Origin of the sequence: Streptomyces sp. NPDC085524 (assembly GCF_044541755.1) — a bacterium.
In the GTDB taxonomy this organism is placed as follows: Bacteria; Actinomycetota; Actinomycetes; order Streptomycetales; family Streptomycetaceae; genus Streptomyces.
The window spans coordinates 1-21,880 of record NZ_JBITTH010000018.1; the positions used below are offsets into that span (position 1 = coordinate 1).

The 21,880-nt window shown below is 73.0% G+C and carries 21 protein-coding genes; 15 read left to right on the forward strand and 6 right to left on the reverse strand.

The features are described from left to right. A partial coding sequence (locus ACIGFK_RS25970; RefSeq protein WP_400053747.1) for a methylmalonyl-CoA mutase family protein occupies positions 1-1,133 on the reverse strand: 1,133 nt, incomplete at its 3' end. Between the two features lie 1,142 nt (positions 1,134-2,275). Here ACIGFK_RS25970 and ACIGFK_RS25975 point away from each other — a divergent pair. The 8 genes from ACIGFK_RS25975 (at position 2,276) to ACIGFK_RS26010 (ending at position 10,086) form a co-directional block, all read left to right on the forward strand. Next, positions 2,276-3,214: a TauD/TfdA dioxygenase family protein gene (locus ACIGFK_RS25975; RefSeq protein WP_400053748.1), complete on the forward strand. Its 939-nt coding sequence runs from the start codon at positions 2,276-2,278 to the stop codon at positions 3,212-3,214. 23 nt (positions 3,215-3,237) lie between these two features. Beyond that, entirely contained in the window at positions 3,238-3,795 is a 558-nt protein-coding gene (ssuE, locus tag ACIGFK_RS25980; RefSeq protein ID WP_376657985.1) for an NADPH-dependent FMN reductase, read from the forward strand. Between the two features lie 36 nt (positions 3,796-3,831). After that, entirely contained in the window at positions 3,832-4,878 is a 1,047-nt protein-coding gene (locus tag ACIGFK_RS25985) for an ABC transporter substrate-binding protein (protein WP_400053751.1), read from the forward strand. A gap of 6 nt (positions 4,879-4,884) precedes the next feature. Next, entirely contained in the window at positions 4,885-5,709 is an 825-nt protein-coding gene (locus tag ACIGFK_RS25990; protein ID WP_376657987.1) for an ABC transporter ATP-binding protein, read from the forward strand. Continuing rightward, positions 5,706-6,656 carry an ABC transporter permease gene (locus tag ACIGFK_RS25995; protein WP_386466404.1) on the forward strand — a complete coding sequence of 317 codons (951 nt, stop codon included), beginning with the start codon at positions 5,706-5,708 and terminating at the stop codon, positions 6,654-6,656. Before ACIGFK_RS25990 ends, ACIGFK_RS25995 begins: the two co-directional genes overlap by 4 nt. A 180-nt stretch (positions 6,657-6,836) precedes the next feature. Then, entirely contained in the window at positions 6,837-8,168 is a 1,332-nt protein-coding gene (locus ACIGFK_RS26000; RefSeq protein WP_386466406.1) for an LLM class flavin-dependent oxidoreductase, read from the forward strand. Beyond that, positions 8,165-9,736 (forward strand): FAD-dependent oxidoreductase, encoded by a 1,572-nt coding sequence (locus ACIGFK_RS26005; RefSeq protein WP_400053754.1) that lies wholly within the window; start codon positions 8,165-8,167, stop codon positions 9,734-9,736. Before ACIGFK_RS26000 ends, ACIGFK_RS26005 begins: the two co-directional genes overlap by 4 nt. After that, positions 9,733-10,086, forward strand: coding sequence for a 4Fe-4S binding protein (locus ACIGFK_RS26010; RefSeq protein ID WP_376657991.1), 354 nt, complete (start codon positions 9,733-9,735; stop codon positions 10,084-10,086). Before ACIGFK_RS26005 ends, ACIGFK_RS26010 begins: the two co-directional genes overlap by 4 nt. Before the next feature lie 46 nt (positions 10,087-10,132). Here the strand turns inward: ACIGFK_RS26010 and ACIGFK_RS26015 are convergent, their stop codons facing one another. Continuing rightward, entirely contained in the window at positions 10,133-11,053 is a 921-nt protein-coding gene (locus ACIGFK_RS26015; RefSeq protein WP_386466409.1) for an NADP-dependent oxidoreductase, read from the reverse strand. A 36-nt stretch (positions 11,054-11,089) separates the two neighbouring features. Continuing rightward, positions 11,090-11,785, reverse strand: coding sequence for a DUF2470 domain-containing protein (locus tag ACIGFK_RS26020; protein WP_400053756.1), 696 nt, complete (start codon positions 11,783-11,785; stop codon positions 11,090-11,092). A gap of 157 nt (positions 11,786-11,942) precedes the next feature. On the opposite strand from ACIGFK_RS26020, the gene ACIGFK_RS26025 reads away from it, so the two are divergent. The 4 genes from ACIGFK_RS26025 (at position 11,943) to ACIGFK_RS26040 (ending at position 14,810) form a co-directional block, all read left to right on the forward strand. Beyond that, positions 11,943-12,338, forward strand: a complete 396-nt coding sequence (locus ACIGFK_RS26025; RefSeq protein WP_030012729.1) for a cell division protein SepF — start codon at positions 11,943-11,945, stop codon at positions 12,336-12,338. A 67-nt stretch (positions 12,339-12,405) separates the two neighbouring features. Next, on the forward strand, positions 12,406-13,698 hold the full coding sequence (locus ACIGFK_RS26030; RefSeq protein WP_376657994.1) for an AAA family ATPase: 1,293 nt from the start codon (positions 12,406-12,408) through the stop codon (positions 13,696-13,698). 71 nt (positions 13,699-13,769) lie between these two features. Next, positions 13,770-14,201 carry a nucleotide pyrophosphohydrolase gene (locus ACIGFK_RS26035; protein WP_386466415.1) on the forward strand — a complete coding sequence of 144 codons (432 nt, stop codon included), beginning with the start codon at positions 13,770-13,772 and terminating at the stop codon, positions 14,199-14,201. Between the two features lie 123 nt (positions 14,202-14,324). Further along, positions 14,325-14,810, forward strand: coding sequence for a DUF6099 family protein (locus ACIGFK_RS26040; RefSeq protein ID WP_376657995.1), 486 nt, complete (start codon positions 14,325-14,327; stop codon positions 14,808-14,810). A gap of 72 nt (positions 14,811-14,882) precedes the next feature. Here ACIGFK_RS26040 and ACIGFK_RS26045 read toward each other — a convergent pair whose 3' ends face one another. Further along, positions 14,883-15,137: a hypothetical protein gene (locus tag ACIGFK_RS26045; RefSeq protein ID WP_400053758.1), complete on the reverse strand. Its 255-nt coding sequence runs from the start codon at positions 15,135-15,137 to the stop codon at positions 14,883-14,885. Positions 15,138-15,412: 275 nt separating this feature from the next. Then, positions 15,413-15,682: a hypothetical protein gene (locus ACIGFK_RS26050; protein ID WP_400053760.1), complete on the reverse strand. Its 270-nt coding sequence runs from the start codon at positions 15,680-15,682 to the stop codon at positions 15,413-15,415. 66 nt (positions 15,683-15,748) lie between these two features. On the opposite strand from ACIGFK_RS26050, the gene mmuM reads away from it, so the two are divergent. Then, positions 15,749-16,657 (forward strand): homocysteine S-methyltransferase, encoded by a 909-nt coding sequence (gene mmuM / locus ACIGFK_RS26055; RefSeq protein WP_400053762.1) that lies wholly within the window; start codon positions 15,749-15,751, stop codon positions 16,655-16,657. Here mmuM and ACIGFK_RS26060 read toward each other — a convergent pair. Beyond that, positions 16,651-17,475, reverse strand: a complete 825-nt coding sequence (locus tag ACIGFK_RS26060) for a hypothetical protein (protein WP_400053764.1) — start codon at positions 17,473-17,475, stop codon at positions 16,651-16,653. The two genes, mmuM and ACIGFK_RS26060, sit on opposite strands and share 7 nt — an antisense overlap. 158 nt (positions 17,476-17,633) lie before the next feature. On the opposite strand from ACIGFK_RS26060, the gene ACIGFK_RS26065 reads away from it, so the two are divergent. Then, the gene (locus ACIGFK_RS26065) at positions 17,634-19,142 is read left to right on the forward strand and encodes a 3' terminal RNA ribose 2'-O-methyltransferase Hen1 (RefSeq protein WP_400053766.1); all 1,509 of its coding nucleotides are present in this window, start codon (positions 17,634-17,636) and stop codon (positions 19,140-19,142) included. After that, positions 19,139-21,775, forward strand: coding sequence for a polynucleotide kinase-phosphatase (locus ACIGFK_RS26070; protein ID WP_400053768.1), 2,637 nt, complete (start codon positions 19,139-19,141; stop codon positions 21,773-21,775). Before ACIGFK_RS26065 ends, ACIGFK_RS26070 begins: the two co-directional genes overlap by 4 nt. Positions 21,776-21,880 lie beyond the last annotated feature (105 nt).

Consider the following 21,880-nt stretch of genomic DNA (forward strand, 5'->3'; position numbering starts at 1 on the left):
TCCAGCAGGATGGTGGAGGTGTTGCGGGCGATCCGGCGCGCGAAGGCGTCCGGGAGGCCCAGCTCGTGGTCGAAGGGGAGGACCGTGACCGAGTCCGCGCCGCCCACGCCCGCCGCCATGCAGGCCACGGTGGTGCGCAGCATGTTCACCCAGGGGTCGCGGCGGGTCATCATCACCGGCGAGGTCACCACGTGCTGGCGCTGCGCGCCTGCGGCCGGGGCACCCGAGGCTTCGGCGATACGGGCCCACAGGCGGCGGGCCGCGCGGAGCTTGCAGATGGTGAGGAACTGGTCGGCGGTGGCCGCGTAACGGAACTCGATCTGGCCCAGCGCCGCCTCGACGCCCAGACCGGCCTCGGTGAGGGCGCGCAGGTAGGCGACGCCCGTGGCCAGGGACAGACCCAGCTCCTCGGCCGCACTGCCGCCCGCCTCGTGGTACGGCAACGCGTCCACGGTCAGGGCTCGCACGTGCGGGTAGTCCGCGACGGCCTTGGCCAGCTCCACGGCTTCCGCGAGGTCGAGCGCTTCGCCGGTACGGGCCTCGTGCGCCAGCGGGTCCGCGCCCAGCGACGCGTGTACGGCGTCCGCGGCGATGCCGCGCTCGGCGTACAGGGCCAGCAGCGCCCGGCCCGCGTCGGCGTACTCGGCTCCGGCGTCGAGGGAGACGGGGGCGAGGTCGAGGTAGACGCCGTCCAGGGCGCGGGCCAGGCCCTCGACCGGGACACCGCCCTGGCCGACGGCCAGCCAGAGCGAGGTGACCCCGTTCTCCAGGTCGGCCAGGACCGCCTCGTTGACCCGTACGGGGTCGGTGCCGAGGTGGCGCTGGCGGACGTCCCAGCCGGACGCCGCGTTCCCCTCCGCTCTGCCCCCGCGCACGAAGGGGGCGAAACCGGGGTAGCCGGAGAGCCCCGAGGGGCCGGTGGAGCCGTCGGCGTCCGTTGCGGGCGCGGTGTACAGCGGGCGGGTGGTGAGCCCGTCCTCGAGCTTGGTGGACAACGCTTCTTCCGCGGCCTCGCCGGAGGCTTCCTTGCCCGACTTGCGCAGCACGCCCTCTACCAGGCGCTGCCACTGCTCATGCGTCGCGTCAGGGAACTCGGCGGCCAAGGAGAGCCCGTCGTCAGGCAGGACCGTCATGGCTCGAATGCTAGGGGGGCGTTTGTGAACGACCAATAACTACTGGATGTGATCTCCCCCTCTCAATTGAGGTGGGAGGGGTCACGAAAGAGCGGACCGTCTCGGCTGCCCCGAAGAGTACGGCGGGCCCCGCGCGCGGGGCCCCGATGCGGTCGGGGGTGCCGGGGGTGCCTCTGCCTTGTGGTCGGTGCGGCTCAAAGACCCGGGGCTCAGCCCCGGACCCCGCGCCTCGAAGCCGGCCGGTCCGGAGCTGACCGGGGTGGGGGAACGGCCCCACGCAGCGGGAGGGCGCGGCCGTGGCGGGCGCATTGCGGGGGCGTGAAATCCAGCCACGGTTTTCGGCCGCCCCGAGGGGGGCCGTCGGGTGGGTGCGGGAAGGGAAAGGCCTGGTCACGGGGGATGGGCGGGGTGAGGTGCGGGTTTGTGACGGCGTCGGGGATGTGGGTTGACCGGGGGCGGGGGCGCTGACACGCTCCGGGACATGTCCGCGAACGAACTCCTCGCCCCGCGGCTCCACACCCCCGGCTCCTGTACCGCGCCGGGTGCGTGTCCGGGCCGCTGTAGCGCCCCGCGTCAGGCCTGAGCTCCGAACGGGGCCCTCGCCCCGCACGAGGCTCGAGCTCCGCAGGGAGCCCGCGCCCCCGCGAGGCCTGAGTCCTGGACGGGATCCGAGCCCCCGCGTGAGGCCTGACCCGGCATGGACCCGCACCCCGCGTGAGGCCCGAGGTTCGCAAGGGACCGCGCCCCGCGTAGGGCTCAAGTCCCGCAAGGAGCCGCGCCAGCGTCGGGCTTGAGCCCCGCACGGACCTGCGCCCCCGAGTGAGGCCTGAGCCCCGCACGGGACCGGCCCCGCACGGGACCCGCCTCCCGTCGGGCCTGAGCCCCGGCACAGGACTCGCCCTGCGTGAGGCCAGAGCCCCACGGGCCCCCGCGTCGGGCCTGAGCCCCGTACGGCCCCCCGCATGGGACCGGCCCGTACGGATCCGGGCCCCTTCGTTCGGCCGGGCCGGGCCCGTGAGCCCGGGGCCGTCACCGCCCCGAGGACCCGCGTCACCGTACCCGCGTCACCGTTCCGCGTACCCCTCTAGCCCTCTTCCTTCCGCTGCGGAAACAACCGCCGCAGCCCTGTCCAGGGAGCCCCCATGACCACTGCCACTGCCCCCACCTCGACCACCGTCACCCGGATCGGCGGCCGCATCGGCGCCGAGATCGGCGGCGTCAAGCTCGGCGGAGACCTCTCCGACGCGACCGTCGCCGAGATCCGGGCCGCGCTCCTCGCCCACAAGGTCGTCTTCTTCCGCGGCCAGGACCACCTCGACGAGGCGGGCCACGAGGCCTTCGCCCAGCTGCTCGGCGCACCCGTCGCGCATCCCACCGTCCCCTCCGCGGACGGCCGTTACGCCCTCGGCATCGACTCGCACCACGGCGCCCGCGCCAATCAGTGGCACACCGACGTCACCTTCGTTCCCGCCTACCCCGCCTTCTCCATCCTGCGCGCCGTCACCGTCCCTCCGTACGGCGGCAACACCCTCTGGGCCAACACGGCCACCGCCTACAGCAACCTCCCGGAGCCCCTGCGCACCCTCGCCGACGGTCTGCGCGCCCTGCACTCCAACGAGTACGACTACGCCGCCCTCAAGCCCGACGCCGTGCCCGAGGCTCTGGCGCAGTACCGGGAGGTGTTCACCTCGACCAAGTTCCTCACCGAGCACCCGGTGGTCCGCGTCCACCCCGAGACCGGCGAACGGACCCTGCTGCTCGGCAACTTCGTCCAGCGCATCGACGGTCTCACCGGCCGGGACTCCCGGGCCGTCCTCGACCTGTTCCAGGCCCACATCGAGAGCCCCGAGAACACCGTCCGCTGGCAGTGGCGGGCCGGCGACGTCGCCATCTGGGACAACCGGGCCACCCAGCACTACGGAGTGGACGACTCCGACGACCACGAGCGCACCCTGCGCCGCGTGACGGTGGACGGCGACGTCCCGGTCGGCCCCGACGGCCGGCCCTCGCGGCTGATCACCCCGGAGGCGGTCCCGGACCCGGCCTTCGGCATCGCCTCCGGCGCTTCCACCACCGTCTGACCGTCCCGCAAGGAGCCCCTCCCGTGCCCAGTCTTCTCGCCATCACCGGCAGCCCCTCCGCCCACTCCCGTACCGCCGTGGTGGCCGACCACGTGCTGCGCCGCCTGGCCCACTCCGGCTTCGGGACCGCACACCTCTCCGTACGCGAACTGCCCGCCGCCGACCTGCTCGCCGCCCGCCGCGGTGAGCCGGAGATCCGCCGGGCGCTCGAAGCCGTCGCCGAGGCGGACGGCCTGGTCATCGCGACCCCGGTCTACAAGGCCTCGTACACCGGTCTCCTCAAGGCCTTCCTCGATCTGCTCCCGCAGGACGGGCTGGCCGGCAAGACGATCCTGCCGCTGGCCACCGGCGGCAGCCTCGCCCACGTGCTGACCATCGACTACGCCCTGCGCCCCGTCCTCTCGGCCCTCGGCGCCCGGCACGTCACCGCCGGCCGGTTCGTCCTCGACTCCACCGTCGAGCGGGGCAACGGCCCCGACCGGCTGCGGCCCGAGGCGGAGCTGGACCTCTACCAGGCCGTGGACGAGTTCGCCGACGCCCTGCGCTCCGTCCCCGCCGGCGCGCTCGCCGCCGCCCCGTAACCCGCATCCCGCAACCCGCACCGACAAGGAACCGTCATGGCCGCAGCCTTCACCTCGACCTCCACCTCCCGTCGCCAGTTCCTCACCCTGCTCGGCATCTCGGCGGCCGCGGTGAGCTGCGGCACGGCCACCGCCAACGGCGGCGGTTCGGGCTCCGGCTCGGGCTCGCAGATCAAGACCCTGAAGTACCAGGGAGCGGTCGGCTCCGTCTCGCTCCCCGAACTCGCCGCCGACCTCGGCTACCTCGAGGACCTCAAGCTCGAATGGGTCGGCAACACCATCAGCGGCCCGCAGGACATCCAGTCCGCCGCCACCGGCCAGACCCACTTCGGCAGCGCCTTCAACGGCGCCGTCATCAAGCTCGCCGCCGGCAACGCCCCGATCAAGGCCGTCATCTCCTCCTACGGATCCGACCAGTACTCCTACGGCGGCTACTTCGTCCTGGAGGACAGCCCGATCCGCTCCGCCCGCGACCTGATCGGCAAGAAGGTCGGCATGAACACCCTGGGCGCGCACTACCAGGCCCTGCTCGACCTCTACCTGAGCCGCAACGGCCTCTCCAAGGCGGACGCGGGCAAGGTCGAGCCCCTGGTGGTGCCCCCCGTCAACACCGAACAGGCCCTGCGCCAGAAGCAGGTCGAAGTCGGGGTGCTCACCGGGATCCTGCGCGACAAGGCCCTGGCCACCGGCGGCATCCGCCCGCTGTTCACGGACGTCGAGCTGCTGGGTCCGTTCAGCGCGGGCACCTACATCATGACCGAGCGCTTCATCAAGCAGAACCCGGACACCGTGCGGACCTTCACGACCGGCGTCGCCAAGGCCATCGAGTGGTCCCGTACGACCCCGCGCGAGGAGGCCGTCGCGCGGATGACGGAGATCGTGAAGGAGCGCGGGCGCAACGAGGACACCGCCGCCCTGCAGTACTGGCACTCCTACGGGATCGCCGAGCACGGCGGCCGGATTCCCGACAAGTCCTTCCAGCTGTGGCTCGACTGGCTCGGCGAGCGCGGCGAGATCAAGAAGGGCCAGTTCAAGCCCTCCGACCTCTACACCAACGAGTTCAACGGTTTCGGAAAGGGCTGACCGGACATGGCGAAGATCGTGTTCGAGGGGGTGGGCAAGACCTTCCCGGCCAAGAACAAGAACCGGGGCAGGGAGGAGTTCACCGCCCTCGACGGCATCGACCTGGAGATCGAGGCGGGTGAGTTCGTGGTCGTCGTGGGCCCCAGCGGCTGCGGCAAGTCCACCCTCCTGGATCTCCTCGGCGGCCTGTCCCGGCCGACGTCGGGGCGGATCCTGCTCGACGGCAAGCCGATCACCGGGCCGGGTCTGGACCGGGGCATCGTCTTCCAGCAGTACGCGCTGCTGCCGTGGCGGACGGCGCTCGGCAACGTCGCATTCGGCCTGGAGGCCACCGGCGTACCGAGGCGCGAACGAGCCGATCGGGCAAGGGAGTTCCTCGATCTGGTCGGACTGGGCGGATTCGAGGACCGGCACCCGCACGAGCTGTCCGGTGGCATGCGCCAGCGCGTCGCCATCGCCCGCTCGCTGGCGTACGACCCGGACGTGCTGCTGATGGACGAGCCGTTCGCCGCGCTCGACGCGCAGACCCGCGAGTCCCTCCAGGACGAACTGCGCCGCATCTGGCAGCGCACCGGCAAGACCGTCGTCTTCATCACGCACGGCATCGAGGAGGCGGTCTACCTCGGCCAGAGGGTCGCCGTCATGACCTCCCGCCCGGGACGCGTCAAGGAGATCGTCCCCGTCTCCTTCGGTGAGCGCAGTGCCGGTCTGCAGGGCGAGGAGCTGCGCTCCAGCCCGGAGTTCGCCCGCTACCGCCACGAGGTCTGGACCCTGCTCCACGACGAGGTGGCCCGCGCCCAGCAACTGGAGAAGGAGGAGGCCACCGTATGAGCACCGGAACCGACACCACCGTCGCCACTGCCGCTGCAGAAGCGCCCGTCGAAGCCCCCGTGCCGGAGACCGCCGTACGGGCCCCGGCCGACGCGGTACGCGACGCCGCGCCCCCGGCGGCCTCCGATGCAGGGGAGAGCCCCCGTCCGGCCCGGGCTGCAGCCCGGCAGCCCCTCCGGGCCGTGGGCCGGTGGCTGCGGGCCGCCGCCCTGCGTTCGGCGGCCGTCCTCGCCCTGCTCGCCGTATGGGAGTGCGCACCCCGGCTCGGCCTGGTCGACGCCACCTTCCTGCCGCCCTTCAGCGTCGTGGCGCAGGCATGGTGGGATCTCGTGGGCAACGGTCAGCTCGCCGAGCACACCTCGGCCAGTCTCACCCGCTCCTTCGGCGGCTTCGGGATCGCCGTGGTCGTCGCGGTCCCGCTCGGCCTGCTCATCGGCTGGTACAGGCCGGTCGCCGCACTGCTCGGCCCGCTGCTGGAGCTGTTCCGCAACACCGCGGCCCTCGCCCTGCTGCCGGTCTTCGTGCTCCTGCTCGGCATCGGCGAGACGTCGAAGATCTCGATCGTCGTCTACGCCTGCGTGTGGCCGATCCTCCTGAACACCATCAGCGCCGTCGGCAACGCCGACCCCACCCTCGTCAGGCTGGCCCGCTCGATGGACCTGTCCACCCCGCGGCTCTTCCAGAAGGTGATCCTCCCCGCCTCGGTGCCGGTCATCTTCACCGGGATCCGGCTCGCCGGCGCCGTCTCCATCCTCGTCCTCGTCGCCGCCGAGATGATCGGCGCGAAGGCGGGTCTCGGGTACCTGATCAACGCCTCACAGTTCAACTTCGCGATCCCGCAGATGTACGCGGGGATCATCACCATCTCCGCCATCGGCGTGGCCTTCAACCAGCTGCTGGTCACCGTCGAACGCCGCCTCAGCCTCTGGCGCGTCCCGGCCGCCTGACGGCGTTCGCCTCCCGGTGGGGGCGGCGGCGGACCGGAGCGCTGCCCGCGGCCCCGGCCTCCCGCTCCGAGGCCGGGCCCGCGGCCCGCCCACCGCCCTGCCCGTCCACCCGGCTCCCGCCGGTCACCCGTGCCCGCCACGCAGCTCGCCCCGTTACGCCTTCGAACCCCAGGACCGGACATGACCGCACCCCGCACCCTCCACCTCAACGCGTTCCTCATGAACGCCGGCCACCACGACGCCGCCTGGCGCCATCCCGACAGCACCCCCGAACGGGCCACCGACCTGCGGTACTTCCAGGAACTGGCCCGCACCGCCGAGCGCGGCAGGCTCGACTCGATCTTCTTCGCCGACGGGGTCGCCCTGTGGGGCAAGGCCCGCTACAACGCCCTCGGCGGATTCGAGCCGATCACCCTGCTCTCCGCGATCGCCGCCGTCACCGAGCACATCGGGCTCATCGCCACCGTCTCCACCACCTTCAACGAGCCGTACAACCTGGCCCGCAAGTTCGCCTCCCTCGACCACATCAGCGGCGGCCGCGCCGGCTGGAACATCGTCACCTCCGGCACCGTCGACGAGGCCCGCAACTTCAACCGGGACGAGCACCTCGAACACGCCCGGCGCTACGAGCGCGCCCGCGAGTTCCTCGACGTAGCCACCAAGCTCTGGGACAGCTGGGAGGACGACGCGATCGTCCTCGACAAGGAGCGCGGCATCTACGCCGACACCGACAAGCTCCACCCCGCCGCCCACCGCGGCGAGCACTTCGGCGTCGCCGGACCGCTCAACGTGCCGCGCTCCCCGCAGGGATACCCGCTCCTCGTGCAGGCGGGCTCCTCCGAGGACGGCAAGGAGTTCGCCGCCCAGTACGCGGAGGCCGTCTTCACCGCGCAGCAGACCCTCGCCGACGGCCAGACCTTCTACAAGGACCTCAAGTCCCGGCTCGCCCGCCACGGCCGCGCCGAGAGCGACCTGCTCGTGCTGCCCGGCATCGCCCCCGTCATCGGCTCCACCGAGGCGGAGGCGAAGGCCCTGGAGCAGCAGCTCACCGACCTCCAGATCCCCGAGTACGGGCTCGCCCAGCTCTCCGGGATGCTCGGCGTCGACCTCACCGGCCTGCCCCTCGACGGCCCGCTGCCCGATCTCCCCGAGGAGCGGGACATCAACGGCAACAAGAGCCGCTTCACCCTCGTCGCCGAGCTCGCCCGCCGCGACGGGCTGACCCTGCGCGAGCTGATCGCCCGCCTCGGTGCGGGCCGCGGCCACCGCACCTTCGCCGGCACCCCCGAGCAGATCGCCGACCAGCTCGAGGAGTGGTTCACGCAGGGCGCCGCCGACGGCTTCAACATCATGGCCCCGATCCTGCCGACCGGCCTGACCGACTTCGTCGACCACGTCGTGCCGATCCTCCAGCGCCGCGGCCTCTTCCGCACCGAGTACACCGGTAGCACCCTCCGGGAGAACTACGGCCTGCCGCGCCCCGCCAACCGGTACACGAGGGAGCCGGCATGAGCGGTCACCTGGCCGACGTCCTCGTCGTCGGCGGCGGGCCCGCCGCCACCTGGGCCGCCCTCAAGGCGGCCCGGGCCGGGGCCCGTGTGGTCCTCACCGACAAGGGCTACTGCGGTACCAGCGGCGCCACCGCCGCCGGCGGCACCGGCGTCTGGTACGTCCCGCCCGAGCCCGCCGCCCGCGAGGCGGCCATGGCCAGCCGCGAGGGCCTCGGCGGATACCTGGCCGACCGCCGCTGGATGACCCGGGTCCTCGACGAGACCTACGAACGGATCAACGAGCTGGCCGTCGACGGCCGCTACCCCTTCCCCACCGGCCCGGACGGCCAGCCGCTCCGGGGCGGCCTCCAAGGCCCCGAGTACATGCGGCGGATGCGCATCCGGATCCGCCGCGCCGGAGTGCGGATCCTGGACCACAGCCCGGTCACCGAACTGCTCACCGACGCGGACGGCGCCGTCGCCGGGGCCGCCGGGTACCGCCGCCAGGCCCGCGAGGCGTACCGGGTCCGGGCCGGCGCCGTGGTCCTCGCCACGGGCGGCTGCGCCTTCCTCAGCGGGGCACTCGGAACCAACACCAACACCGGCGACGGCGCGCTCTTCGCCGCCGAGGCCGGGGCGGAGCTCTCCGGGATGGAGTTCTCCAACTCCTACGGGATCGCCCCCGAGGGAACCTCCGTCACCAAGACGGCCTTCTACGCCTTCGCCACCTTCTACCAGGAGGACGGCAGCGTGCTGGAGGGCGCCGCCAGCCAGGGAGGCCGCTCGGTCATCGCCCGCGAACTCCTCACCGGGGCCCGGGTCTACGCCCGCCTCGACCGCGCGGACGAGCAGGCGCGGACGGCGATGCGGGTCGCCCAGCCGAACTTCTTCCTCACCTTCGACCGCCTCGGCATCGACCCCTTCACCGACCGGTTCTCCGTCACCCTGCTCGCCGAGGGCACCGTCCGTGGCACCGGCGGCATCCGGATCACCGACGACGGCTGCGCCACCGGAGTCCCCGGCCTGTACGCCGCCGGGGACGCGGCCACCCGCGAGGAGATCTGCGGCGGCTTCACCGGAGGCGGCAGCCACAACGCCGCCTGGGCCATCTCCTCGGGCAGCTGGGCGGGCCGGGCCGCGGCCCTGCACGCGCTCACCCTCGGACCGGAGCGGGCTGCCTCCCGCCGCGTGAGCGGCGCCGGGGGCGCGGGGTTGCGCCCGACGGGAACACCCGGACCCGCGGACGGGCACCGCGCGGCCGTGGAACTCGTACAGGAGGAGGTCCTGCCGTACGACAAGAACTACCTGCGCCGCGGCGACGTCCTGGCGGCGTCGCTGAGCTCCCTCGACACGGCCTGGACGCAGCTGCGGACCACGCCCCACGGCGAGGGCGCGGACCTGGTCAGGGCCCGGCAGGCGGCCGCGATGACGGCGCACGCGCGCTGGATGTACGCGGCGGCGCTCGCCCGGACGGAGTCCCGGGGCATGGCCCGGCGCCTTGACCACCCGGGGCAGGATCCGGCCCAGCACCACCGGATCACGGTCGGGGGCCTGGACCGGGTGTGGACGCGGGCGGCGGTGGCGGCGTGATCGAACTGGTCTCGGCGGAGCGCTGCATCGCCTGCGACAAGTGCGTGGAGGTCTGCCCGACGGACGTGTTCGAGCGCGGGCCCGGGGGGATCCCGGTCCTGGCCCGGCAGGAGGACTGCCAGACCTGCTTCCTGTGCGAGGCCAACTGCCCGGTGGACGCGCTGTTCGTGTCCCCGCTGACCCGGCCTGCACCGGAAGACCCTGCGGTACGGGACGAGGCCGGGCTGGTGCGCCGCGGCCTGCTCGGCAGCTACCGGCGCGAGATCGGCTGGGGTGAGGGCCGCACGCCCGGAGCGCTGCGGGCGATCGGGCCGTCCCTGGCACCGTCGTCGCCGCCGATCACGTCCTGAGCGCGCGAGGGGGCGGTCCGTTGCGGGCCGCCCCCTCGGCCGTGCGTCAGACCGTCAGGACGATCTTGCCGCGGGTGCGGCCCGCGGCGCTCAGCTCCCAGGCTTTGGCGGCCTCGGCGAGCGGCAGCGCGTGCTCCACATTGACCGTGAGCCTGCCGGCGTCGGCCAGCTCGGCCAGGAAGGTCAGGTCGGCCGTGTCGGGGCGCACCCACAGCTGGTGCGCGCCCTTGGCGGCGGCCTCGTAGTCGGCGATGGAGACGACCCGCTCGCGCTCCTTGACCAGCGACTGGAGGATCTCGACGGCGCCGTCCCCGTAGAAGTCCAGGCCCGCGTCGATGCCTTCGGGCGCCAGCTCGCGGATCCGGTCGGCCAGGCCCTCCCCGTACAGGACGGGCTCTGCGCCGAGCGAGCGCAGGTAGTCGTGGTTGTGCGCGCCCGCCGTGCCGATGACCCGCAGGCCGAGCGCGACGGCGATCTGCACGCCGAGGGAGCCGGTGCCGCCCGCTGCGGAGTGGATGACGACCGTCTCGCCCGCCTTGAGGCCCACCCGGGTGAGGGACTGGTAGGCCGTCAGACCGGCCAGCGGGATGCCGGCGGCCTGCTCGAAGCTCAGCTCGCGGGGCTTGTGCGCGAGGGTGCGGACCGGGGCGCTGACCAGTTCGGCGTAGGTGCCGAGCTCCACCCACTCCTTGCGGACGTAGCCGTACACCTCGTCGCCGACGGCGTAGTCGAAGGTGTCCGGGCCGATCGCCTCGACGACCCCGGCGACGTCCCAGCCGGGTATGACCGGGTAGCGGACCTCGAGGATCGGGTCGAGGTATCCGGCGGCGAGCTTCCAGTCCACCGGATTGACGCCGGCTGCCTTCACGCGGACGAGGACCTCGCCTGGTCCCACCTTGGGCTGCGGCACCTCAACGAGCGTCAGGGAGTCGGGAGTTCCGTATGCGCTGTAAGTAATCGCTTTCATGATCAGGTCCAACGGGCCGGTCCGTGGGGCTATTCCTCAGGCCGGCAGGGTGTTGCGGTGCGAGCGCCGCCGGGCCGCGCTGACGAGCGCCTGGATCTGCGCGCCGGACTGTTCGACGTGGTCGAGCGGGGAGGGGAAGGGCAGCCGCACGTCGTGGTGGCCGCGCCGTTCCTCCAGGCGCAGGGTGATCCCGTACCGGTCCAGGGCCACCGGCAGCGCGCGGACCATGCCGGCGGTGGGCAGCGGCCGGACCAGGCGCAGCAGCAGGGTGACGAGGTCGGGGTGGTCGTCCTGGAGGTGCGTGAGCATGCCCGCTTCGTAGGGGGCGAGCGGGTCGGGTACCGCCGCGTCCAGCTCGTCGAGGCCGGTGTACGCGACTCCGCGCGAGGTCTCCAGGACGGCCTGGCCGAATTCCATGCAGGTGGAGTCGGCGGACTCGTCGGAGTACGGGGTGAGGAGCCGGCCCCGCAGGGTGACGCGGGCGCGGACCCGGTCGCGTACGGGGGTGGGGGCGATGTCCGTGAACTCCAGCCGGATCGCGGGCCGGTGCCCGTGGCCGCCGTCCGGCCCGGCGGGGTGCAGGTGCAGGCGGCCCATCGGGTCGGAGCCGTCGAGGTGGCGGACCTCGCTGCGCAGGCCGTCGGTGACCACGGTCATGGAATGGGCGGCCGCCAGGACGGACCGGATCAGCTCGGCGTCGGTGGGGGCGCAGCGGGCACCGGACATGCGCATCGGGTCTCTCCATCCTCCGGGGAACTTAGGTTTGCCTAACCTAACCCATCCATCCTTTCGGGGGGTAGCCGGGGCGACTCGTGTCGGTGTTGGGCTGAACGGGTGAAACACGAGAGGATGGGGGGATGCACAAGAAGCCAACGGCCGAGGCGGCCCGGTGAGCAGGTACGACGTCACCGACGAGCAGTGGGAGGGGCTCGCGCAGGTGGTCCCCCTGCGCAGCCGCAACGAATGGCCCTCCCGGGTGGACCACCGCACGATCCCCACGGCGCCCGGCGCGTCGGCGGCGGAGCAGCGGCGCTTCGTGGTGATCCGGGTTCAGATCTTCGCGGACGCCCGGGAGGTGGCGGAGTACCTGATCGCGCAGATTCCGGTGCTGCTCGACCTCACCGGGGCGGACAGCGAAGTCGCCAAGCGGATCCTGGACTTCAGCAGCGGCGTGGTCTTCGGACTGGGCAGCGGAATGCACCGGGTGGACCGGAACGTCTTCCTGCTGGCGCCGGTCGGCACCGAGGTCGAGGGGATAGCGGCCGCGGCCGTCCCCCGATCGTAGGAAGGTCCGTACGAGGTAACGGTTCGCCGGGCCCACGGGGCACCCGGCGGCCCGTACCGTCCGCCGCATGGACGCCACCCTGCCCGCGGCAACGCCCCGCCCCACCCCCGTATCCCCGTTGTCCGACGCCCCGTCGCGCCCGGCCGAAGCACAGCCGTCGGCCGGGCGCCGCACACCGCCCGCGTCCCCTGCGGACCCGGCGGTGCCGGCGGTGCCGACGGTGCCCGCGCAGCGACACCCGCGCGCCGTCATCACCGAACTGCGGCTCTCCGCCTTCGGCGTGCACCGGCGCGCGGTGTTCCCCACCGGGCCCGTCACCCTCTTCGCGGGACCCAGCGGCAGCGGGAAGTCCCAGCTCCTGGCGGCCTACGAGGCCCTCGCCGCGCTGGGTTCCGGGGTCACGCTGGAGGAGGCCTTCCCCGACGCCCGCGCCCGCATCCCCGACCGGGCCGTGCCCGACGCGGAACGGCGGCGCGGGTTCCGGCTCGGCTGTACGGTCGACGGCCCCGCCGGCCCGGTCCGGCTCGACCTCGCCGTGCAGGCCGAGCCCGCCCTGCGGATCGTCGGCGAACGCCTCTCCCAGGACGGGCAGATCCTGCTCGCCACCGCCCTGCGCGACCCCGGCCGGCGCTCGGTGCAGGCCGCCTGGCTGACCGGCGGCTCTGTCGGAGTCACCCGGGCCCCGCTCCCCGACGACCGGCTCGGCACCGCCCTGCTCCCGCTGCGCGTCGCCGGGTCCACCGCCGGGCAGCGGCAGGTGCTGGCCGCGGCCGAGCAGATGGTGGTGGCCCTGCGCTCGGTGTTCCCCTGCGACCCCGCCCCGGACCGGATGCGCGCCCCCGTCCCGCCCGGCGAGGGCAGGCTGCTGCGGGACTGCGCCAACCTCGCCGACGTGCTGCGCCGGACCCGCAACGAGTGCGGCACCCGCCACGCGCTGCTGACCGAGGCGGCCCGTACGGCCTGCTCGGGCGCCGTCGCGGGGCTGGACGTACGGGCCCCCGCGGGCGGCACACCCGTCACCGCGGTGCTGGACCGCGGCCCCGGCCGGCCCGCCACGGAACTGGCCCGCCTCGGCTCCGGCGAACTCCGCTTCCTCGCGCTGGCGCTCGTCCTGCTCACCGGACCGGGCGTGCTCGCCGTGGAACCGGCCGCCGAACTGCCCTCCGCACGGCAGGTGCTGACCGTGCTGGCCGACGACTTCGACCGCGGCCTCGACCGCCGGCAGAGCGCGGAGCTGCTGCGCCTGGCCCTGCTCTCCTGCGGCCGCGGACACATCCGGCTGGCGGCGGCGGTCGGGGAGGCGACGGCCGACGCCGCCCGCCGCCTCCCGGGCGTCGCGGTGGTGGACCTGCAGGCCTGACCCCGCCCGTCGCGGGCGGGGGATACGTTGGTGCCCCCGGCCGAGGCCTGGGGACGCTCAAGGAGGCTGGGATGGACGACACGCACGACGCCGGCGAGCGGCGGTCCGGGGAGCCGGGGCCCGAGGGGCCGGGGCCTGCGGGGTCAAGGCCCGAGGAGCGGCTGGACCGGCTGCAGCGCCGGCTCGCGGACTTCGCGGCCGCGCGCGGCTGGGAGCCGTACCACACGCCCAAGAACCTGGCGGTGGCGCTGAGCGTCGAGGCGTCCGAACTGGTCGAGATCTTCCAGTGGCTGACGCCGGAACAGTCCGCGAAGGTCATGGAGGAACCGGAATCCGCCCACCGCGTGGCCGATGAGGTGGCCGACGTGCTCGCGTACCTGCTGCAGTTCTGTGAGGTCCTGGGGGTGGATGTGCTGGATGCGCTCGCCGCGAAGATCGAGAGGAACGAGCTCCGTTTCCCCGCGGCGGGCCCTACGGCACCAAATTGTCACTCTTCGGAGTGATGGGGTCATCCACAATCACGTTTCTGTCCACATTTTCCGAATACCCCTGGCTTTACTGGCCGGTTGCCCTCACTCTGGGTAGTGGCGAGAACGGCGGGATGTCGTGCGGACGGGGGACGGCATATGGATGCGGTACGGCTCATCGCGGCCGGCCGGCACGCGCTGGCACAGAGCGGGGCTGCGTGGGACATCGTGGGCGAGGCCTGGCAGGCACAGGCGCTCGCACAGGGCATAGGGGGCTACCTGGCGGCCACGGGGCCGCAGGAGCTGAGATCGGAGGCGCGGGGGCTGGGGGAAGCGGGAAGCAGAGGCTGCGGCGTGCTCGACAGAGCCGCCCTGCGTGGCGAGGGCATTGCGCCCGAACGTCCGCCGCGCGCAGCCCAGTTGAGCGAGGTGTCGGATGTCCGGCAGGCGCTGCTCGGGCTGCAGGCGCTGCTGGGCGAAGTGGGCATAGCCCTGGTCGGGGTGGCCTGCGGGACGGACGACGAGACCCTGTACTGGCAGTGCATAGAGTCGATCGACGCGGCCGACGAATCGAGCGACCGGGTACGGGCGCTGCTGCGGCGCATGACGGTCCGCGAGCGGGGGTCCGCCTCGGGAGTGGCCTGACGGCCCGTCCGGCGACGGCGGCGGCCCGGCCTTGACGGCAGGGTCCCGTCGCGCGCGACGGGACCCGCACGGTCAGTACGCCCGGTGCACCGGGCGCTCGTTCTCGGAGCCGGCGGCCGGGGTGCGCTCCGTGGAGGACTGAAGGTCGGCGTCGAGCTGCGAGAGGTCGGCGTTCAGCGCCGCCATCAGCTCTTCCATCTGCTGGAGCAGGCCCTTCGGCGCACCGCCCTGGGCGGGTACCGCGGGCTCCTGGTGCGCATGGTCGTGCGCTGCCTGTCCGGTCTGTCCGGTGAGTCGATGGGGCTCCGGCACGGACTGGTGGGACATGGCGGCCTCCTCGGCCCTGGCCCCTTCCCGGGTGGAAGGGTGCGGTGGACGCACCTGCGGAGGGGCCGCCGGCGCGCGGGCCGGGCGGTCCGGCTCCCTCCGAGCAACGATCCCCGTCCTGGCTGGTCACTGGCGGGGCCGGGGACCGACACGTCCGGTTGACGAAGGTTCACCGTTCCTAGTGATGTTGGCCGTTGTCGGCTGAATCACATGAAACCGGACTGGTCCGGTGGCCCCGCGAACGGTCTTCGGGGTCTGGGAACAGCGCGAGTTGGTCACCTTGGCGCAGTCGAGTCTTGCCGCCTTGGTTCGGCGTGCTTGCTGTCCTGGGTGGGCTCGCGGCCTGCCGATCGCCACCGCGGCACCAAGGCGACGGTGCGGCGGAAGGTCTGGCCGCGTGTGCCGCGTCCCATGGTTGCGCGGCCGGTGGCACGGGCGTCGGCAAAGCCCAGGTTCTCGATCGCCGGACCCACGCAGCCGTTCGCCTGGGCGGGGTCGATCAGTGTGGTGATCGCGACGCCATGCGCCGGCGCGCGGGTGAGCACGTGCCACACACGGCACGGACAATGGAAGACGACCGCCGCACCCACACGCGGAACGAGGTAGCCCCGATGCCACGCGCGTCCGGCCCGCTCGCCGGAGCCCTGGAGCACAGGACCCTGCTCCTGGACGGCGGGCTGAGCAACCAGCTCACCGCCCAGGGCTGCGACCTGTCCGGCGGGCTCTGGTCGGGCCGGGTGCTCGTCGAGCGGCCGGACCAGGTGGAGGCCGCCCACACCGCGTACGCACGGGCCGGCGCCGAGGTGCTGATCACCGCCAGCTACCAGGTCGGGTACGAGGCCTTCGCCGCCCGCGGCCACGACCGCGCGCAGACCTCCGCCCTGCTGCGCCGCAGCGTCGGCCTGGCGGCCCGCGCCGCAGAGGCGGCCGGGCACGAGGTGTGGGTGGCCGCCTCGGTGGGCCCGTACGGGGCGGTGCTGGCGGACGGCTCCGAGTACCGGGGGCGGTACGGGCTGAGCGTGCGCGAGCTCGTCGCCTTCCACCAGCCCCGCGTCGAAGCCCTCCTCGAGGCGGGCCCGGACGTCCTCGCGCTGGAGACCATCCCCGATCCGGACGAGGCCGAGGCCCTGCTGACCGTCCTGGCCCGGACGGGGGCACCGGCCTGGCTGAGCTACACCGTCGCCGAGGGCCGAACCCGCTCCGGCACCCCGCTCCCCGAGGCGTTCGCCCTCGCCGCGGGCTCCCCGCAGGTCATCGCCCTCGGCGTCAACTGCTGCGATCCGGCAGACGTCCTGCCCGCCCTCGAGGCCGCAGCCGCCACCACCGGCAAACCCCTGCTGGCCTACCCCAACGACGGCTCCGTCTGGGACGCAGCCGCCGCCACCTGGCACCCGCCCGGCACCGAGACGCCCTGGCCCACCGCCGCCTGGCGCCACACCGGAGCCCGCCTCATCGGCGGCTGCTGCCGCGTCGGCCCGGACCGGATCGCGGAGTTGGGCGCCGACGTCCTGGGCTATTGACGCCAGCGGTTCGGGGTAGGTCCCTTGCAGGTGTACGTACGACCGTTGTACGTGCCGATGGCTCCGGCCGGGGAACAGAAGGCGCCGGGGTGGACGGTTCCGACGCTGCCGCCCCCACCGCTCGACCCGCTTCCACCGCTCGACCCGCTTCCGCCGCTGCTGCTGGACCCGCCCGTGGCGGACCCGCCGCCGGTATCAGCGTTGTCCTGTGTCGGTTCGGGGGCGGGCGCCGGCTTCGGGTGCAGGATGGCGCCCTTCTCGGCCGGGCACGCCGTGCCGGGCGCGACGAGGTGGACGGTTGTCGCAGCGGACTTCGCCACGAGGGTCACGCCGCCCTCGGGGCCCTGGAAGCACACGAGCCAACTCGCGTGGTCGGCAGGAAGCTTCACGTCGTCGTACGCGCTGACGGCGGTCAGCTCGGTGTCGACGAGGTCTTCCACGGCCTTCTCCGCCTCGGCGAACGACTTGCCGACGACCGCGGGCATCGCGGGGTCCGGGGTGCGCGTCGGCGTCGGTGACGGCGTCGCCGAGGGGGTCGGGCTCGCGCTCGCCGACGGCGGCTGCGAGGCGGTGACCGCGGCCGGAGCCTTGGCGTCGCCGGCCTTCTCCTGCGGCGGGTCCGACAGGAGGATCACCAGGAACCACAGCCCCGACAGGACCGTGGCGACGATCTTCTTCTTCTGGTCCCACGTACTCGTCCAGGCCAGTGCGATACCCGCCGGAGGGAAGAGGACGAGGGCGGTGATGATCAGCGCCGGGTGCTGCCACCAGCGACGTATCGGCTGCTGCGGCATGTAGGAATGCGGAGGCGGGTACACGGGCGCTCCTGGTTGCACGAAGGATGAACGTTGTACAAGCCCGAGCAGGATGTCAAAGAGTGACCGTTCGTGTACGGGAAATGAGAGTCCCCGTCGCAGCAGCTCCGGTGCGTAAAACACGTTGGTCCGGTCGGAGCCGGCGACAGATACTCGCTCGTGTGTTCCTGACGATCTCCACCACCGGTACCCCTGAACGACCCGCGACCGACCTGGGCTTCCTGCTGCACAAGCATCCCGGCAGGACGCAGGCGTTCTCCACCTCCCACGGCACTGCCCACGTCTTCTATCCCGAGGCCACGGCCGAGCGGTGCACGGCGGCCCTGCTGCTGGAGGTGGATCCCGTCGCGCTCGTGCGGCGCGGGCAGGGCAAGGGGCGGGGCGGGGCTCCCGATGCGGCGCTCGCGCAGTACGTCAACGACCGCCCGTACGCCGCCTCCTCGCTGCTCGCCGTCGCGCTCAGCGGGGTGTTCCGCAGCGCCCTGAAGGGCCAGTGCACCGCGCGCCCCGAGCTGCCCGAGGAGCGGAGGCCGCTGCGCGTGGAGATTCCCGTGCTGCCCGCACGCGGCGGCGCGGCGCTCGTGCACCGGCTGTTCGACCCGCTGGGCTGGGACCTCGTGGACGTGGAGCCCGTACCGCTCGACGAGCAGTTCCCCGAGTGGGGGGACTCCCGGTACGTGCGCCTCGTACTGGAAGGCGAGCTCAGGCTCGCCGACGCCCTGCGGCAGCTGTACGTGCTGCTGCCCGTCCTCGACGACGCCAAGCACTACTGGATCGCCCCCGACGAGGTCGACAAGCTGCTGCGCGCCGGAGACGGATGGCTCGCCTCCCACCCCGAGCACGGGCTGATCAGCTCCCGCTACCTGGCCCGCCACAAGCGGCTGACCCAGGACGCGCTGGAGCGCCTGGAGCTGGTGCGCCTCGCCGAGGCCGACGGCAGCGAGGTCGAGGAGATCGACAACGCCGTCGACGACGAGGTCGCGGAGCGGTCCGTGCCGCTCGCCGTGCAGCGGCGGGAGGCGATCCTCGCCGCCCTGCGGGGCGCGGGCGCCGCACGCGTGCTCGACCTCGGCTGCGGGCAGGGGCAGTTGGTGCAGGCCCTCCTCAAGGAGGTGTCGTTCACCGAGATCGTCGGCATGGACGTGTCCGTGCGGGCCCTCAACATGGCGGCCAAGCGGCTGCGGCTGGAGCGGATGGGGGAGCGGCAGAGCTCGCGCGTCACGCTCCTGCAGGGTTCGCTCGCCTACACCGACAAGCGGCTGGCCGGCTACGACGCGGCCGTGCTCAGCGAGGTCATCGAGCACCTGGACCTCGAGCGGCTGCCCGCCCTGGAGTACGCGGTGTTCGGCTCGGCCCGCCCCCGGACCGTGCTCGTGACCACACCGAACGTCGAGTACAACGTCCGCTGGGAGACGCTGCCCGCCGGGCAGGTCCGCCACGGCGACCACCGCTTCGAGTGGACCCGCGCGGAGTTCCGCGCCTGGGCCGACGGCGTCGCGAGCCGGTACGGGTACGGCGTCGAGTTCGTCGCCGTCGGCGACGACGACCCCGAGGTCGGGCCGCCGACCCAGATGGCCGTCTTCACCCAGGCCGACACCGACACCGACTCCGACAGCACCACCACCGACATCACCACCACCGAGACCCCGAAGGAGGGCGAGGCAGCATGACCACCGAGATCGACACCGATACCGACATCGAGGCCGGCACCGGCACCGGGAAGCACCGTGTACTTCCCGTCACCGATCTGTCCCTCGTCGTCCTGATCGGGGCCACCGGATCGGGCAAGTCCACCTTCGCCCGCAAGCACTTCAAGCCGACCGAGGTCATCTCCTCCGACTACTGCCGGGGGCTCGTCTCCGACGACGAGAACGACCAGAGCGCCAGCCGGGACGCCTTCGACGTCCTGCACTTCATCGCCGGCAAGAGGCTCGCCGCGGGGCGCCTGACCGTCGTCGACGCGACGAGCGTCCAGGCCGACGCCCGCCGCAGCCTGGTCCAGCTCGCCCGCGAGCACGACGTACTGCCCATCGCCATCGTGCTCGACATGCCCGAACAGGTCTGTGCCGAGCGCAACGCCGCCCGCCCCGACCGGGCCGGACTTCCCCGTGCCGTCATCCAGCGCCACCGCCGCGACCTGCGGCGCTCCCTGCGCGGTCTGGAGCGCGAGGGATTCCGCAAGGTGCACGTGCTGCGCTCCGTGGAGGAGGCCGAGAGCGCCGAGGTGGTGCTCGAGAAGCGCTTCAACGACCTCACCCACCTCACCGGCCCCTTCGACATCGTCGGTGACATCCACGGCTGCTCCTCCGAGCTGGAGACCCTCCTCGCCAAGCTCGGCTACGAGGACGGGGTCCACCCCGAGGGCCGCACCGCCGTCTTCGTCGGCGACCTCGTCGACCGGGGCCCCGACAGCCCGGGCGTCCTGCGCCGCGTGATGGGGATGGTGAAGTCCGGCAACGCCCTGTGCGTGCCCGGGAACCACGAGAACAAGCTCGGCCGGTACCTCAAGGGCTCCAAGGTCCAGCGGACCCACGGGCTCGCCGAGACCATCGAGCAGCTGGAGCAGGAACCGGAGGAGTTCGTCCGCGAGGTACGGGAGTTCATCCGCGGCCTCGTCAGCCACTACGTGCTCGACGGCGGCAGGCTGGTGGTCTGCCACGCGGGCCTGCCCGAGAAGTACCACGGCCGCACCTCCGGCCGGGTCCGCTCGCACGCCCTGTACGGGGAGACCACCGGCGAGACGGACGAGTTCGGGCTGCCCGTGCGCTACCCGTGGGCCGAGGACTACCGCGGCAAGGCCGTCGTGGTCTACGGCCACACCCCGGTCCCGAACACCGCGTGGATCAACAACACGATCTGCCTGGACACCGGCGCGGTCTTCGGCGGGAAGATGACCGCCCTGCGCTGGCCCGAGCGCGAACTGGTCGACGTACCGGCCGAGAAGGTCTGGTACGAGCCGGTCAGGCCGCTCGCCGCCGAGGCGCCCGGCGGTGCTGCGTCGGATTCGTCACGCGGCGTCCGCCCGCTCGACCTGGCCGACGTGCAGGGGCGCAGGGTCGTCGAGACCCGGCACCTGGGCAACGTCAACGTGCGCGAGGAGAACGCGGCCGCGGCCCTGGAGGTCATGAGCCGTTTCGCGGTGGACCCGCGCCTCGTGCCGTACCTGCCGCCGACCATGGCGCCGACCGAGACGTCCAGGGAAGAGGGGTACCTCGAGCACCCCGCCGAGGCCTTCGCCCAGTACCGCAAGGACGGCATCGCCCAGGTCGTGTGCGAGGAGAAGCACATGGGCTCCCGCGCCACCGTCCTGGTCTGCAAGGACGCCGACGCGGCCCGCGAGCGCTTCGGCGTCGGGGGCACCTCCCACGCCGAAGGCTGTGGGGGAGGGCCCACCGGCTCCGTCTACACCCGCACCGGGCGGCCGTTCTTCAAGGACCCGGAGGTCACCGAGGAGGTCCTGACCCGGCTCCGCTCGGCCGTCACCGATGCCGGCCTCTGGGAGGAGCTCGGCACGGACTGGCTGCTGATCGACGGGGAACTGCTGCCCTGGTCGCTGAAGTCCACCGGTCTGCTGCGCAACCAGTACGCCGCCGTGGGCGCGGCCTCCGGCGCCGTCTTCCCGAGTGCGCTCGCCGCCCTCGAGGCGGCCGCCGCCCGGGGCGTCGACACCGGGGAGCTGCTGGAGCGCCAGCGCGGCCGGGCCGCCGACGCGGCGGCCTTCACCGAGGCGTACCGGCGCTACTGCTGGACCACCGACGGGCTGGACGGCGTACGTTTCGCGCCCTTCCAGCTGCTGGCGGCGGCCGGGCGTTCGCTGGCCGCCGTACCCCACGACGAGCAGCTGTTCTGGCTGGACCGGCTGGTCGCCGCGGACGAGGCGGCGGGCACGGGGCTGCTGCGCCGCACCGGCCGGATCCTCGTGGACACCGCGGACGAGGCTTCCGTACGGGCCGGCACCGACTGGTGGCTGGAGCTGACGGCCGCAGGCGGCGAGGGCATGGTGGTCAAGCCGCTCCAGGCCTACGCCCGGGACGCCAAGGGCCGCCTCGTGCAGCCCGGCGTCAAGGTGCGCGGCCGCGAGTACCTGCGGATCATCTACGGCCCGGAGTACACCCGTCCGGACCAGCTGGAGAGGCTGCGCCAGCGCTTCCTCGGGCACAAGCGCTCGCTCGCCCTGCGCGAGTACGCGCTCGGTCTGGAGGCACTGGACCGGCTGGCCGCCGAGGAGCCGCTGTGGCGGGTGCACGAGGCCGTCTTCGCGGTGCTCGCCCTGGAGTCGGAGCCGGTCGACCCCCGGCTCTGACACCGGAGCACCGCAGGCACGTTCCGAAGGCACCTGCCGGCGGCCGCCCGGGGCGTCAAGCCGCGACCTCCGGGCGGCCGCTCTTTAGGTCGTATGGGGGAACTT

What these genes read in the sequence shown, in the direction of transcription:
- mmuM (WP_400053762.1), top strand. Translation starts at nt 15,749, where the DNA reads ATGCCACGCGCGTCCGGCCCGCTCGCCGGAGCCCTGGAGCACAGGACC.
- ACIGFK_RS26035 (WP_386466415.1), top strand. Translation starts at nt 13,770, where the DNA reads ATGGACGACACGCACGACGCCGGCGAGCGGCGGTCCGGGGAGCCGGGG.
- ACIGFK_RS25995 (WP_386466404.1), top strand. Translation starts at nt 5,706, where the DNA reads ATGAGCACCGGAACCGACACCACCGTCGCCACTGCCGCTGCAGAAGCG.
- ACIGFK_RS26005 (WP_400053754.1), top strand. Translation starts at nt 8,165, where the DNA reads ATGAGCGGTCACCTGGCCGACGTCCTCGTCGTCGGCGGCGGGCCCGCC.
- ACIGFK_RS26045 (WP_400053758.1), bottom strand. Translation starts at nt 15,137, where the DNA reads ATGTCCCACCAGTCCGTGCCGGAGCCCCATCGACTCACCGGACAGACC.
- ACIGFK_RS26070 (WP_400053768.1), top strand. Translation starts at nt 19,139, where the DNA reads ATGACCACCGAGATCGACACCGATACCGACATCGAGGCCGGCACCGGC.
- ACIGFK_RS26040 (WP_376657995.1), top strand. Translation starts at nt 14,325, where the DNA reads ATGGATGCGGTACGGCTCATCGCGGCCGGCCGGCACGCGCTGGCACAG.
- ACIGFK_RS26000 (WP_386466406.1), top strand. Translation starts at nt 6,837, where the DNA reads ATGACCGCACCCCGCACCCTCCACCTCAACGCGTTCCTCATGAACGCC.
- ACIGFK_RS25985 (WP_400053751.1), top strand. Translation starts at nt 3,832, where the DNA reads ATGGCCGCAGCCTTCACCTCGACCTCCACCTCCCGTCGCCAGTTCCTC.
- ACIGFK_RS26015 (WP_386466409.1), bottom strand. Translation starts at nt 11,053, where the DNA reads ATGAAAGCGATTACTTACAGCGCATACGGAACTCCCGACTCCCTGACG.
- ACIGFK_RS25990 (WP_376657987.1), top strand. Translation starts at nt 4,885, where the DNA reads ATGGCGAAGATCGTGTTCGAGGGGGTGGGCAAGACCTTCCCGGCCAAG.
- ACIGFK_RS25975 (WP_400053748.1), top strand. Translation starts at nt 2,276, where the DNA reads ATGACCACTGCCACTGCCCCCACCTCGACCACCGTCACCCGGATCGGC.
- ACIGFK_RS26020 (WP_400053756.1), bottom strand. Translation starts at nt 11,785, where the DNA reads ATGCGCATGTCCGGTGCCCGCTGCGCCCCCACCGACGCCGAGCTGATC.
- ACIGFK_RS26030 (WP_376657994.1), top strand. Translation starts at nt 12,406, where the DNA reads ATGGACGCCACCCTGCCCGCGGCAACGCCCCGCCCCACCCCCGTATCC.